Source organism: Stenotrophomonas sp. S49 (assembly GCF_016624905.1).
In the GTDB taxonomy this organism is placed as follows: Bacteria; Pseudomonadota; Gammaproteobacteria; order Xanthomonadales; family Xanthomonadaceae; genus Stenotrophomonas.
In genome coordinates this window covers 28,628-44,621 of record NZ_JACVUD010000005.1, presented here as the reverse complement: position 1 = coordinate 44,621, position 15,994 = coordinate 28,628, and the positions used below count along the sequence as shown (strand labels likewise).

Genomic DNA, 15,994 nt, shown 5'->3' with positions numbered 1-15,994 from the left:
CTGCCAGAACGTCTTCATAAGGATATGAAGTTGTGAACGAGATTCGCGAGCTCCTGTCTGGCCTTGCACAGCGCGGCATCAAGTTCACGCTGGAGGATGTCACTCTGAAGACGCGCGCCCCCCCGGGCAGCATTGATGCTGACGTCGCAGCGCTCATCCGCGCGCACAAGCAAGACATCATCCATTTCCTGCAGGCACGCGCCGCGCGAGACGACATCCCGCCCTGTGATCCGCGCATGCGCATTCCGGCCTCGCTTTCACAACAGCGTCTGTGGCTCTCCGATCAGATCCATGATCCTCGCGCGCATACCCTCTGCACGGCATTGCGCATACAGGGAAAATTGAACACGCCGCGGCTGCAACGGGCGCTGGACACCATCGTGAACCGGCACCCGGCGCTACGCACCGTGCTGGAGCATGTAGATGGCCAGCTGTTTCAGCGCGTCCTTCCCTGCGCCCCACTGGATATCCAGCAACAGGATCTGCGCGCGCTCGACGGCCCGGCACGTTACTCCGAAGCGGCTACGCAACGGCGCCGCTTTGAGGCACGGCCCTTCGCCCTGGGTGTAGACCGCATGATGCGGGCACAACTGCTGAGGCTGGACGAGGAGACGTGGCTGCTGCTGTTGGCGGTGCACCATGTGGCCATGGATGATTGGTCCCTCGATATACTCCTGCACGAGTTCAGCACACTCTATGCAGCGGATGACACGGACGAATCGAACGACCCTCCTCCGTTGCCACCGCTGCCAGTCACCTACGCCGATTTTTCCTGCTGGCAACTGGCCCGCTCGCGTAGGCCGCGATGGCAGGCGCAACTGGCATATTGGCAACAGCACCTTGCCGGCATTCCGGCCACGCATTCCATCCCCCTCGATTTCCCCAGGCCCCGCACGATGGGTATATCGGCATTCCAGGTTACCGCACACCTGGATGCCAGCGTAGTATCGCGGCTGAGATCGGTAGCGCGCGCCCATGACGCCACGCTGTTCATGCTGATCCATGCCGCGCTGGCGACCGTCATCTCATGCTGGAGTGGTGAGCAGGACATCGTCATCGGCACACCGGTGTCCGGTCGCACCCATGCCAAGCTGACAGGACTGATCGGCTACTTCTCAAATACGCTGGCGCTGCGCACGCAGCTTGATCCCAGCATGAGCCTGTCGCAGTTGCTGCAGCTGAATCGCCAGCAATGCCTGCAGGCGTACGAGCACCAGGAAGCCTCCTTTGATGCGGTGCTGGATGCGCTGCGCCCGGCCCGCGACCCGGCCTACGCGCCTGTCTTCCAGATTTTCCTCTCAATGCCGCAACGGCATCTACGAAGTTTCAGTTCCTCCGGCGTATCGATGCAGTGCCTGTCACAGGAGAGCCACACCAGCGCCTTCGATTTCGATATTGCCGTCTGCGAACGTGACAACGGATTGACCATCGAATGGAATGCAGATGATGCACTGTTCGAGCGTACCTCGGTGGAACGCCTGGTTCGGGCCTACCTATCGGTCCTGATTGCCTTTACAGACGATCCGCAGGCACGCATCCAGGACCTCGCACTGTTCGACGCAGACGACGAGACCACGCTCACGGCATGGAACGGGACAACCATCGCCCGCACCCATACCTCGGCGCTGCACACGCTGGTAGAAGCGCAGGCATCGCGTACGCCCGAGAAGACAGCGCTAGTGTTCGGCGCCACCCACGTCAGCTATCGCAGCTTGAACGGATGCGCCAATGCACTGGCGACACAGCTGGCGGCGGCAGGTGCAGGGACGGGTTGCTTCGTCGCGGTGATCATGCCCGCCTGCATCGAGGTACCGCTTTCATTCCTGGCCATCATGAAGTCCGGGGCCGCGTTCGCGCCGTTGGACAGCGAGTGGCCGGAGGAGCGGCTGGCCGCTGCGCTGGAGCGGCTTGCGCCAGTGATGGTGCTGCACCTCGCTTCAACGACACGACGCTGGGCGTGGCCTTCACTGCAGGTGGACTGGCGTCAGCTCCCGCGTCAGGCTGATGACAGTATGCCAACGCGCGTCGATGCGCCGATCTATGCAATGCACACCTCCGGATCGACGGGAGCGCCCAAGGCGGCAGTGAATCTGCACAGTGGAATCGTGAACCGACTGGCCTACATGGACCGTTGCTTCGGCACGCAGGCGGACGACGTGGTGCTGCAGACCACCCACCATTGTTTCGATTCAGCCGTCTGGCAGTTCTTCTGGCCGTTGAGCCGGGGCGGCATCTGCGTGATGCGCGAACCCGCGCTGTACACCGATCCGGAACATCTCCGTGAACAGATCACCCGGCACGGAGTCACCCTGACCGATTTCACGCCGACACTGCTTGAAGTCTTCACTCGCCACCTGCAGCGCAGACGGGACGACAGCCCGCTGCCGCTGAAGCACCTCATCGTAGGTGGTGAGGCGATGACCCCGGCACTGGCCAAAGCTTGCGCGCGGGTATTGCCGCTCACCCAGCTGCACAACTTCTATGGCCCCACCGAGGCATCGATCGGGTGTGTGCATCATGTCCTTGCCTGCCCGGCAGGGTCCCGGGTACCCATTGGCAGACCCATCGACAACGTGGTCCTGGCCGTGGTCGACCCATTCCTTCGACCGCAGCCGATCGGTGCACCCGGCGAACTGCTCATCGGTGGAGCCTGCCTGGGCCTGGGCTACGTGGCGGATGCGCCGGCCAATGCCAGCGCCTTCGTGGCGCTCCCGTCACCGTTGTTCGGCCAGACACGCTTCTATCGCAGTGGCGACCGGGTCCGGTGGCGCGCCGACGGTGAACTGGACTACCTCGGCCGTATCGACGACCAGATCAAACTCCGTGGCTACCGCATCGACCCCGGTGACATCTGCGCCGCTCTGCAGGCGCACCCTGATGTACAGCAGGCGCATGTACTCGCAGTGGGTGACGGCAACGCCAGGCAGCTGGTGGCCTTTGTCGTGGCACCGGCGGCAGCGGCCAACGAGGCGTTCATCACCACGCTCCAGGGCGAGGCAGCGCGCGCACTGCCCGAAGTCATGCGCCCCAGTAGTTACGTGCTTGTCGATGCCATTCCGTTGCTGGCAAGCGGCAAGGCCGACCGACGCGCGCTCTCGGCCCTGGCGTGCGCGCCGCGCGCTGCGCGCCCGCACAGCACACCTGGAAGCGCAACCGAACGGATTGTGGCCGAAGCCTGGGCAACCCATCTGGGACGAATCGAACAGGATCTTTCAATGACCGACAACTTCTTCGAGATCGGGGGCAACTCGTTGCTGATCATCGCCGTTCAGCATGATCTCCAGCATCGCTTTTCCGTGCCGTTGGGCGTGGCTGACCTGTTCGCCAACCCGACGCCCCGGCAGCTGGCGCAGTTGATCGAAGAACGACGCGCGATCACGCATTCCCGCATCGACGTCAATCAACACTGAGCGCATCGTCCGCGCGCCCTCGCTTTGACAGCAACCTGCCCGACACCCTGGAAGCCCTATGCAGCCGTCCAACGCCCCGCAGAATCCGGTCACAGAAATTGCGATCATCGGCATGGCCGGTCGCTTTCCGTCCGCCGCCAATGTCGATGCGCTGTGGCAGCTCCTGATCGAGGGCCGTGAGGGGCTCCGTGGTGTCAGCGACGAGGAACTGGAAGCATCCGGTGTCAGCGACCAGATGCGGTCGCAGCCGGGGTACGTGCGCAAGCGGGGAGTGCTGGACCGGAAGCTCGAGTTCGATGCCGCTCTGTTTGGCTACACCCCTGCCGACGCCAGCGTCATGGATCCGCAGTTCGCGGTGTTCCATGAAGTGGCGTGGGAAGCCCTGGAAAACGCAGGCTACGACAGCGGCCAGTATGCTGGGACAATCGGCGTGTATGCTGGCGCCAGCGCCTCCGACGGCTGGTTGGCGCGCATTCTGGATGTCGAAGCGACCATGGCCGACCGCTTCAGCGTTGCCGCGCTGAACAAATCCGGTTACCTGAGCACACGCGTTGCACACCGTCTGGACTTGACCGGGCCAGCGCTGACCATCAACACCACCTGCTCCACTTCGCTGGTCGCAATCCACGCGGCCTGCCAGGCACTGATCGTCGATGACTGCACAATGGCACTTGCCGGCGGTGTGAGTGTGTCCATCGACAACGCGGGGTATGCCTACCAGGATGGCATGGTGCTCGCACCCGATGGCACCTGCCGGCCTTTCGACGTGGACGCCAACGGTACGGGGGCGGGCGAAGGCTGCGGCGTGCTGGTTCTGAAACGGCTGGATCGCGCGGTGGCAGACAATGATCGCGTGTTGGCGGTTGTGAAAGGTTCGGCCATCAACAATGATGGTCGAAACAAGGTGGGTTTCGCAGCGCCGAGCGTCGATGGCCAGGCCCAGGTAATCGCAGCAGCGCTGCAGCGGGCCCATGTCGCTGCCACGTCCATCGGCTACGTGGAAGCGCATGGCACCGGTACCCGCTTGGGTGATCCGATCGAGATCGCCGCGCTGAAGCGCATCTTTGCCGACGCGCCGAGCGCCTCACTTCCGATCGGCTCGGTCAAATCCAATCTGGGCCACCTTGGCGAGGCTGCTGGCGTGGCGGGGGTCATCAAGGCCGTGCTTGCGCTGGGTCATGGCAGTGTTCCGCCCACGTTGCACTATCGTCGCCCCAATCCCCTGCTGGAACTGGAGGGCAGCGCGCTGTACGTCGCGGACCGGCCACTGCCCTTGCGTGGCAAGGAGGGCAACCCCGCGCGCGTGGGCGTCAGTTCGTTCGGCATCGGCGGCACGAATGCCCATGTGATCCTGGAAGCTGCCGATGACAGCCAGCAGGACGACGCGCCGGCCGCGCCGCATCTGGTTTGCCTGTCAGCGGCCAGCGGGTCCGCACTCGCGCAGGTGGAGCAGCGCCTGATCGCCCATGCGGCCTCGCACCCACGCGAGAATCTCGCTGACTTGTGCTACACGCTGCAGGTCGGCCGTCGGCCGCTGCCCCACCGCATCTCATTTGTCGTTTCCGATATTGCTGCGTTGGCAGCTCGGCAGCCAACTGCCACCGGCGCTGGCGATGTCGCGGCCAGCGCACCTGCCGTCTGCCTGCTGTTCCCAGGGCAGGGGTCGGAGTACGCAGGCATGGGACGCGACCTGCATGCACGGGAACCGGTGTTTCGCCAGTACATGGAGCAGTGCCTGGACCTGGCTGATGGGATGGGGCGCACCGATCTGCGCGCGGCCTTCCTGGCTGGTACCGATGCCGCACTGATGCGCACCGACCAGGTACAGCCCCTGCTCTTTGCGGTGCAGTACGCCCTGGCGCAGCAACTCATGCACTGGGGTTGCCAACCCCATGCCCTGCTGGGCCATAGTGTGGGCGAGTACGCCGCCGCCTGCCTGGCTGGCGTGTTCTCGCTGCACGATGCCTTTGCCCTGGTGGTGGAGCGCGGCCGCCTCATGCAGACCCTGCCTGCGGGACGGATGGTGGCAGTGGCATTGGATGAACAGCAGCTGCTGCCGTTGCTGTCCCCGGAGGTTGCCGTTGCGGCGGTCAACAGCCCGCTGCAGACGGTCCTGGCCGGAGAGCCTGCAACCCTTGACGCGTTGCAGGCGCAGTTGCGGGCAGATGGTACGCACACCGCCCAGCTACCGGCACGCCACGCTTTCCACTCGCATCACATCGACCGGATCGTTGCGGAGTTTGAGCGGGCCTTTGAAGGGATCGCTCTGAGCGAACCTGCTTTCCCCATCGTGTCCAGTCTCAGCGGCGATTGGGTCGGTACCGCGGAAATCACTTCTGCAGGCTACTGGAGCCGGCAGATGCGCGAGACGGTCCGCTACGGCCAGGCGGTCCGCACGTTGTGCGTGGATTCAACATGGCTGATGGTCGAGACGGGACCCGGCGCGATACTGACGGCCTTCGCTGCGCAGAACGGCGCAGTCGCCGCCGGCAACCGAAGCATCAGCATGCTGCCATCGCGTGAGCATCCAGAGTACCACCAGCTTCTGGCGGGTCTTGGGCAGCTGTTCGAAGCTGGCGTCACCATTGACTGGACCGCTGTACACGCCGGCCAACAACGGCGACGCGTGGCACTGCCAACCTACCCGTTCGAGGGTAGAAGGCACTATCCGGAACACCTGGTTCGCGGCGTCCCCCGCACTGCTGGCACAGGTACCGTGCAGAGCGGTGAGGCGGCACCGGCACCGGCTCCGGTGCAGGTAAAGGAGCTGGCCGACGTGGAAGAACAGCTCACCACGCTCTGGAGAAACTTCATCGGCAATGACCAGATCCAGCGCCATGACGATGTGTTTGATCATGGTATCGATTCGCTGATGTCTATCCGGGTCATCACTGAGATGCGCGGACTGTTCGGCCTGGACATCACGCTGGAAAAGCTGTTCACGCTGCGAACCATCGCCAGCCAGGCCGAGGAGATCGAAAGGCTGTCGCGCCGACCCGCTGCCATCGATGCAGCGCCCCCGCTCGCGCGCCGGCACGGCATCAGCGAAGGACCACTTTCCGCCTCGCAGAAGCGGATGTGGATCATTTCCCAGCTTGAGGAGGACAGCTCCGCCTACAACACCGGTTTCCACCACTTCATCCGCAATCTGGACCGGCAGGCACTGGAACGGGCATTGCAAGCGGTCGTGCAACGGCATGAAGTACTGAGGACGGTCTATCACTATCGAGATGGCGGGCCCCGCCAGGTGGTCCTGGAATTGTCAGACGTTCCCATCGAGCAGATTGATATCCGCACCCTGCCACCAGAGGCCAAGCGCCACGCTTCCGAGCGCATCTGGCAGGACTGCCTGCTGCGGAGAATCGACCTTGAACGTGACCCCATGCTGCGTGCATGCGTGGTCCATCTCGACGAGGATCTCGACCTGCTGATCGTCACGCAGCATCACATCAGCGCGGACAACTGGTCCTTGAACCTGCTCATCGATGAGATCGCACAGGGCTACGATCGTGAGCTGCATGGCGGAGCGCCACCACCACCGCTGCCACTGCAGTACCTGGACTATGCATTGTGGCAGCAGGAATTCCTGTCCGCGGACGCGATCGAACGCGCGCTGCCCTACTGGAAGACGCGGCTGCACGGTGCGCCTGTGCTGCACAGCCTTCCGCTGGATGCTCCGCGACCTGCGCGTCAAAGCTACCGCGGCACACGCCTGCACAGCCAGGTCGGGCGCGCGTTGCTCGACCAGCTGCAGCAGCTGGGGCAGCGCAATGGTGCAACGCTGTTCATGGTCATGCAGGCCGCATTCTCCACGCTGCTGTCGCGTTACAGCGGTGAGCAGGACATCGTCACCGGCTTCCCTGTGGCCAATCGCCAGCAGACAGAGCTGGAGGGTCTGATCGGCTGCTTCGTCAATACTCTGGTATCCCGGTCGGACACCTCATCCGACCCCACGTTCACTGATTTCCTCCTGCACACGCGCGCAGATCTGCTGGCTGCCTACGCCCACCAGCAATTGCCGTTTGAGACACTGGTGGAGCATCTCAACCCGCCACGAAGCCTCAGCCACGAGCCTGTTGTGCAGATCATGCTGGTTTATCTGGATCAGAGCCAAGCAATGGGCGGGCGCAGCTCACATGCCGACCGCAGCGATGATGTACCGCTTGAACAGGGGGAAATGCGTCTTCCCTTCAGCAAGTATGATCTGACCCTCTACTTCAGCGTCGGCGATGATGGTCTGGCACTGGCGTGGGAGTTCGCAACGGACCTGTTCGCACCGGCAACCATCACCCGCATCACGCAGAACTTCGGTGCACTGCTGGCAGGTATCGCTGCAGCGCCGGACAGGCGCCTCTCCCAGCTGCCCCTGCTCGCCGGTCCCGAGCAGCGCCTGCTGGCTGAGTGCGGGAACCTTATGTCGACCGAGATCCAGCCCACGCCCAGACGCGGCACGGGCAGGAACGCCGACGCGTTCAATTTCAGCTTGTTCTTCTTCGCCAGCGACAACGATAGCGACTCCGCCGCTGACCGCTATCGCCTGCTGACCGAAGGTGCTCGATTTGCCGATCTGCACGGCTTCGAGGCCGTCTGGATGCCCGAGCGCCACTTTGGTGACTTCGGCGGTGCCTTCCCCAACCCTGCGGTGACGGCAGCCCTCATTGCTGGCATGACATCGCGCGTTGGCCTGCGGGCCGGCAGCTGTGTCCTTCCATTGCACAACCCGGTGCGCTTGGCCGAGGACTGGTCGGTGGTGGACAACGTATCAGGAGGGCGGGTAGGCATTGGCTTTGCCGCAGGCTTTTCTGCCCGCGACTTTGTCCTGGCACCAGACCGCTTCGGTCAGCGCCGCCAGACCCTGGCTGCCGATATCAACACTGTAAAGTCGCTCTGGCGTGGCGACGCCGTGTCCCTGCCGGATGGCAACGGCGCGCCTGCGCAGATCCGCATCCGCCCCCGACCGGTGCAGGCGGCGCTGCCGGTCTGGGTCACCACTGCGGGGGGAGAAGAGGGCTTTCGCCGTGCCGGGCAGGGCGGCGACAACGTCCTTACCCACATGATGGGGCAGACGCTGGAAGAACTGCGGAACAAGATCGGGATCTACCGCGAGGAGCGCACCAAGGCCGGTCACGACGGCCCCGGCACGGTGACATTGCTGGTCCACACCTTCCTGGCCGCCAACGAGACGGCCGCCCTGGCCGCCGCGAAGGAGCCGTTCAAGCGCTACCTGGTCGATTCGGTCGGCACGCCGCAGGACGTTACTCGCTTCCTCGGGCAGGACGCCGCCGGTGCGGGCCAGGATGACGTCGATGCCGTGATCGAGCACGCGTTTGATCGCTACTACCATGGCAGCACATTGATGGGCACCCTCGAGCGCTGCCAACCTCTGGCCGAGGCCATACGCGCGAGCGGAGTGAACGAGGTGGCCTGCCTGATCGACTTCGGTGTACCTGCAGACCAGGTGCTGGCGGGGCTGGACCATCTGCGCGCGCTGCGGGAATGCGTGCTTGCCACCCCCGAGCCGCCTGCCGTTGCACCGCCAGCCGCAGGCATGTCGTCCGGTATCGCGTTGACCCTCAGCGATGGTACCCACATCAGTCGGGCAATACTGGATGAGTCTGCGCAGGCACTGGCCCGTATGATGATGTTCCGCGGCCTGACGACCTCCGCGCAGCGAATCGGACTGCATGCTCGCGCGGGGATTGATTTCGCGGTAGGTCTGCTGGCGATTCTGCATGCAGGCGCATGCTGCGTACTGCTGGACATCGATGACGATGACGTTGTTCGGGAGCGTTGCATCGAAGCGGACGTTGCCTGCGTTCTGGCCAGCCCACAGGAAGCGGTCAGGCTGAGTGCGATGGGGCTGCCCGCGCTCGCCTGGGATGCTGCGGGCGCGCCGGAAGGGCCGGCACCTTCCGCGGCGTCGCACGATGGCATGGCGTGCGTCCTGTTCGATGCGGATGACACGGCGATGTATCTCAACCATGCCACCGTTGCCCGGCTTTCGCAGCAACTGCGGCAGCCGGCCAGCGGTGCCCCGACCATTTTCGGCCTGGACCCGACGCTGAGTCACGCAGACGCGTTCGCGGCCTGGCTGCGCATGCTGGCCGGTGACCATCTGGTACTGCTGCCATGTGTGCCCGCGCCGTCGCTGCCTGGGGTGACCGTGGATGAGCTGCTGGTGGCTGCCGACTGGCCGACACGCTGCGCCGGAATCGCTTCCCATGGCAACCCGGCGCGGGTGCGTGTGCTCGGGCCGGGCCAGCCGGAACCACATGCTGTCCTGTCATTGCAACGCGCACTGCCAGACGCGCAGCTGCTGCGCGAACACACCCTGCCCGGCTGTGTTGGGCCCATATCCGCATCGCCACTGCTGGGTCCGACATCAGCTTCAGCAACGCTCGGACGTCCGCACTCGCATGTCCGCGCGTACCTGCTCGATGGCCAGGGCCAACTGGTTCCCCATGGTGCAGTTGGACGGCTGTGGCTGGCAGGTGCGTGCGTGGCTGACGGGTACCTGGATCGACCTGGAGCCACGGCCATCCAGTTCGCGCGCGACGCAAAGCAGCAGGACGATGCCTCGATGTGCGACGCTGCTGTCAGCGCACGCTGGACGGCCGAAGGCCACCTACAGACAGTGGATGCACCGTTTCCGGTATCCGAAGTGCTGCCAGCGCACACTGCTGCCGCTCGCGGTCGCGACGGGCAGAACTGGCAACCGTCGAGCAGCTCCATGGCAGTCCTTGAAATGCAGCTTGCCGCACCGGATAGAGCGAGCCTGCGGGCGTTCGCCGACCGTTCCGGGGCGACCCTGCACCACTTGCTCTTCGCCGTGATGGGCGTGCTGCTGCATCGCTACACCGCGCAGGAGGATCTGCTGCTGGGCTGGTGCGCCGACGCCACCGCATTGCCGCAGCCACTGCACCTGCATCTGCCACCGGAACGGTCGTTCAACGAACATCTGCGCGAAGTACAGGCCGTCTGCAGCGCTGCACGCCGGTTGCCGATCGCTGCCTCACACCCACCTGCCGACACTGCCATACCGGCGGTGGCGATGTTGGTCGGTGCCGGATCACATGCCGCGTCCGGCGCCGCGCTCAGCGCCCGATGGCGAATCGACGGGCAGGGATTGCATGCGCGACTTTGCCATGACCCGAAGCTCTACGACACCGCATCGGTCACACGCTGGGCCATCCACTTCCGTGAACTGCTCGTCGCCTGCATCGCGCAACCGGATACACCTGTCGCAGCATTGCCCATGTTGCCGGCCGAGGAAGCCCATGCGCTGCAGGCGGCCTGCGACCAGAACCATCGCGACTACGGCCCGGCAACCTCCCTGCACCGCATGTTCGAAGCCAGTGTTGATCGCCATCCCGACCGGACCGCCCTGGTTTGTGGCAGCTACAGCATGAGCTATGCAGAACTGGATGTACGTGCCAACCAACTGGCGCATGCGCTGTCCGCGCAGGGCGCATTACCCGGCGCGCTGGTCGGGTTGTGCCTGGCACGCAACCCTGACCTGATCGTCGCCATGCTTGCCGTACTGAAATGCGGCGCAGCCTATCTTCCGTTGGATCCGGGATATCCGGCCAACCGGCTTCGCTTCATGCTGGATGACGCACGCCCCGTTCTGGTTCTGACCCAATCGGCGACCCGGGCTGCCGTCGCGTCGTCCAACATCCGCACGTTCTGCCTGGAGAGCAACGGTCGTTGTTGGGGACACGATGCATCGGTGCAGCGCCCCTCCGTACCTTCGCTGCCGGAAGATCTGGCCTATGTGCTCTACACCTCCGGGTCCACCGGGCAGCCGAAGGGGGTGATGATCGAACACCGCAACGTCACCAACCTGGTCCATTGGGGACGCGAGTTCTGTGGCGAGCAGGCATTGGCCCGTACCGTGCTGGCGACGTCGATCAATTTCGATCTGGCCGCCTTCGAGCTGTACGTGCCTCTCTGCGCCGGCACCACGGTCGTGCTGGTGGATGATGCACTTTCACTGACGGCCAAGGACATGCCGAGCCAGCTTACGGCCGTGCCTTCGATCACTGCAGCGCTGATCGCGCATTCTGGCCTGCCTGACTCGCTTCAGTGGCTGAACCTGGCGGGCGAAGCCGTCGCACCTGCGCTGCTGCGGGGCGGCGGGGGGGGGGCCGCCCCCCACCGACGCATCTGCAATGCCTATGGTCCCACTGAAACGACGACATTCTCCACCGCCGCCCTGATGCGCAGCGATGCACCCGATGATGTCCATATCGGTTGCGCCATCGCCAACACACGGCTTCTGGTGCTCGACCGGGTGGGATGCCGGGTACCTGTCGGAGTCGTTGGCGAACTCCATATCGGCGGCGCCGGTGTTTCGCGCGGGTACCTGAACCGGCCAGACCTTACCGCTGAGCGTTTTGTGGATGATCCCTCCGGGCACAGCGGGGACCGGCTGTATCGCACTGGCGACCTGGTCCGCTGGCGGCCAGACGGCTGCCTGGACTACATCGGCCGCATGGACCAGCAGGTCAAGGTCCGCGGCTTCCGCATCGAACTGGGGGAGATCGAAGCCACGCTGCTGGCCCAGGCCGGTGTTTCCGAAGCAGTGGTCTCTGTCCATGCCGCTCACGACCGCGATCGCAAGCTCATCGCCCATGTCACCGGCCATGGCCTCCGTGCTGGCCAACTGAAGCGGGCGCTGGCCGAGCATCTGCCGGAACACATGGTCCCGGCGGTGATCGACGTGCTTGAGCAGATGCCGCGCCTGCCCAACGGAAAGCTGGATCGTAATGCGCTGCCACAGCCGTCCGACGAAGGGCCCACCAGCGCGGGACCGGACAACGACAGCCAGTCGCGCCTGGCCGCGCTGTTCAGCCAGGTACTGGGGGTGTCAGAGGTTGGTGTGCATGATGATTTCTACGCGCGCGGGGGCCACTCGTTGCTGGCCATCGAGTTGCTTGGCCTGGTCAATGCCACCTTTGGCACCGAGCTGGTGCTGCGCGACATGTTCCAGTCGCGCACCGTGGCCGAGCTGTCCGTGCTCATTGAGCAGAATCGTCTGGTTGAACGCCTTCTGGTGCACGTCGATGAAGACGATTCCACCCTGGAAACCTTCGAGTTCTGAGGCCCCTGATGAACGACATCCTGCGTACGCTCGCCGAAGCCGGCGTCACCCTCTCTCTGCGCGCGGACGGTGTACTGCAGGCCAAGGCGCCGCCGGGTGTACTGGACGATGCACTGCGCAGCCTGATTACCCGCCATCGGGACGCGCTCACCACGGCATTGGCCGGCCGCAGTAGGCCCGCCGCTGCCGCCGTTGCCCTGCCCTCCAGCGAGGGCGGCCCGCCACCTGCTTCCTTCCCGCAGCAGCGGTTCTGGTTCCTGCACCAGTTCGATGCCAATGCCGGTGCCTACGCCATTCCCCTGGCGTTTCGATTGACGGGCGAAGGACCGTTGGCCGAGCAGATCCAGTTCCTCCTCGATGCCCTCGCCGAGCGCCATGCCATCCTGCGCACCACGTTCGCACAGCATGACCACGGACTGATACAGATCGTGCACGCACGCATGCCTGTTCCGGTGCAGTGTGAGGACATCAGCGGGCTCCCCTTCGCGGAAAGGGAGGTGCACCTCCAGGCCTGCATGCTTGCCGAGTCCCGCCAGCCGTTCAATCTGCAGCGTGGCCCACTGCTGCGGGCACGCCTGTTGATGCTGGGCCCGCAGACGCATGTACTGCTGCTGACAGTGCATCACATCATCTTTGATGGCTGGTCGATGGGCGTACTGCTGGATGAAGCCAGGGTGCTGCTTCCCCTGCATGCCCATGACCGCGGCAATGCAGCAACCGCGCTGCCTGCACCTGCGCTGCAGTATGCAGACTTTGCGCGATGGCAGAGGCACCACCTCGACGATGCCACCACACGCCTGCTGCTGGACTACTGGCGTGCCCAGCTGGATGGTGCGCCTGCGACGATGAACCTGCCACAGGACCATGCGCGGCCTGCCGTACGCCAACACCGGGGCGGCCGCGTACCGCTCGACCTTTCGCCCGCAGCGACCGGGCGTCTGGCAGACCTCGCGCGCAGCCACGGCGCCACCCTGTACATGGTATTGCTGGCAGCGTTCAAGACACTGCTGTACCGGTGCTCGGGCGACACCGACATCAGTGTCGGCACGCCGGTTTCCGGCCGCTCCCGGCCGGAGTTTGAAGGCCTGATCGGTTGTTTCATCAACACGCTTGTACTGCGCAGCCGGATCGACGGAAACCTTCCTTTTGTCGCGTTCCTTCACCAGGTCCGCGATACGGCGCTAGGTGCCTACGCTCACCAGGAACTACCTTTCGAGCGCCTTGTAGACGCCCTGCAGCCCGAGCGCAGCCGGGCCCACACGCCATTGTTCCAGGTGATGTTCTCGCTGCAGAACACCCCGCGTTCGGCATTGGAAATTCCAGGACTGCGCATGGAGCCACTGTCGCCGCCCGCAGAGGCCAAGTTCGATCTCGAGTGCGCCTGGACACCCGATGACGACGGCCTTTGCGGCAGTTTCATCTACGACGCGGATCTGTTTGAAGCCGATACCGCAGCGGCCTGGGCAAGCGCCTATCGTGTGCTGCTCGATGGCATTGCGGCGGATCCACTGACGCCGCTGGTCGACCTCCCCTTGCCCTCGCCCTGCATCGCACGTGGTGAGCAGGAACGCCTTGACCAGGTCACTGCATCGGAGAAAGGCGAACCGCTTCTGCATCAGCTGTTCGAGGCACAGGTAGCGGCTCGCCCGGATGCCTGTGCCGTGGTCTCCGCCGAGGCGAGCCTGACCTATGCCGAGCTGGACCGGCGCGCACAGCGCATCGCCCGCCATATCGCACTCCACGGGATCCGCCCGGATGATCGGATCGCGCTGCATGCGGGCCGGACCGCCAACCAGATCGCCGGCATCCTTGGCATTCTCAAATCCGGGGCGGCCTATGTTCCCCTCGACCCTGACCATCCCCACCAGCGCCTGGCCGCCATTGTCGCCGATTGTCAGCCGCTGCTGATTCTCAGCCAGACAGACCAAGACACTCTGCCCTTCCACTACGACGGCCCGGTTGCTGCACTGGACTGCATCTCCGAGGACCCCTCGCAGGATCATCTGCCCGTTCCGCCCACTCCAGGAGGTCTTGGGCCGTCGAGCCTGGCTTACGTGATCCATACGTCCGGCTCCACAGGCCGTCCCAAAGGCGTCATGGTCGAGCACCGCTCTGCGATCAACTTCCATGCAGCCATGGCAACGTCCACCCACCACGGCTGCGCGGCGGGTACCCGCGTTGCATTGAACGCATCGGCGTCGTTTGACATGTCCCTGATGGCGGTGCTGCAACTCCTGTCAGGCCATTGCATCCACGTTCTCCCCTCCGCCGAACGCATGGATGGCCAGGCGCTGCTGCGCTATCTAGAACAGGAGCAGATCGACATCTTCGACTGCACTCCTTCGCAGCTGGAACCGCTGCTTGCAGCCGGGCTGCTCGACCCCGCCCAACCTGCGTCATTGGCTGGCACGGTGGGCGCTCCGCACCGGCCAGGGCGGGTCCTGCTGGGCGGTGAAGCGATCCCCCCCGCATTGTGGTCACGCCTGCTGACCAGTCAGAGCATCCGCTTCTTCAATGTCTACGGCCCCACTGAATGCACCGTCGCGGTAACCCTGCATCCGATCAGTCATGACCAGCCCGCCCCCGTTCTCGGCCGGCCGATCCGCCGCACGAATCTGTACGTGCTCGATCCGCAGGGCAGGCCGTTGCCGCCGGGCATGGTCGGAGAGATCCACATTGGCGGTGCCAGTGTGGCGCGCGGCTACCTCAATCAACCCGCATTGACTGCGGCACGTTTCGTGCCCGATCCGTTCGACACCACACCTGGTGCACGCATGTATCGCAGCGGGGACCTGGGTCGCTGGGACAACGATGGCATCCTGCGCTTCCACGGGCGCAACGACAGCCAGATCAAGGTCCGTGGCCACCGCATCGAACCCGGCGAGATCGAACACATCCTGCGCCGCATCAGCGGCGTTGATGGGGCTGCCGTGGTGTGGCAACCCGACAGCGGAGGGGGCCGTATCCTGGCCTACTTCACCGGAACGGCCGATCCGGCCGAAGTCCGAACGGCAGCGCTGGATTCACTGCCCGCCTACATGTTCCCTGCCTCGATTCAGCGGCTGCAACAGTTGCCGTTGAATGCCAACGGAAAGCTCGACCGCGCGTGCCTGCCGATTCCGCCTGCCGACGTCGCAACCACCAGCCGAACGCCACCGCAAGGGGCAACTGAAATCGCCCTGGCGGCACTCTGGGCGGCGCTGGTGGGAGTGCCCCATGTTGGGCGCGAAGACAACTTCTTCACCATCGGCGGCCACTCGCTTACGGCCATGCGCCAGCAGGCGCATCTGCGCGAAACGTACGGAGTCGACATTCCTGTTTCCGTACTCTTCGACCATCCGGTGCTGCGCAACTTCGCAGACGCCGTGGACAGCCTTCGCCTAGCCACGTCCGACATTGACGATGACTACGCCAGAATGGACGAGGAGGCACTACAGCAACTGCTGGACGCACCTCCTGCGCACTGACCTGCGCTGGCCAG

At 64.5% G+C, this 15,994-nt stretch carries 3 protein-coding genes; all 3 read left to right on the top strand.

Features of this window, described 5'->3' with window-relative positions; translation table 11 throughout:
• The first annotated feature begins 32 nt into the window (after window positions 1-32).
• From IAE58_RS02135 to IAE58_RS02125, 3 genes are read left to right on the top strand one after another with little or no spacing between them, the layout of a single operon-like run.
• Complete coding sequence (locus tag IAE58_RS02135) at window positions 33-3,410, top strand: non-ribosomal peptide synthetase (RefSeq protein WP_199932990.1); 3,378 nt, start codon at window positions 33-35, stop codon at window positions 3,408-3,410.
• 58 nt (window positions 3,411-3,468) lie between these two features.
• A complete protein-coding gene (locus IAE58_RS02130; RefSeq protein WP_200734970.1) occupies window positions 3,469-12,513 on the top strand; it encodes a non-ribosomal peptide synthetase/type I polyketide synthase in 9,045 nt (3,014 codons plus the stop codon).
• An 8-nt stretch (window positions 12,514-12,521) separates the two neighbouring features.
• Window positions 12,522-15,980, top strand: coding sequence for a non-ribosomal peptide synthetase (locus IAE58_RS02125; protein WP_199934300.1), 3,459 nt, complete (start codon window positions 12,522-12,524; stop codon window positions 15,978-15,980).
• Window positions 15,981-15,994: the final 14 nt, after the last annotated feature.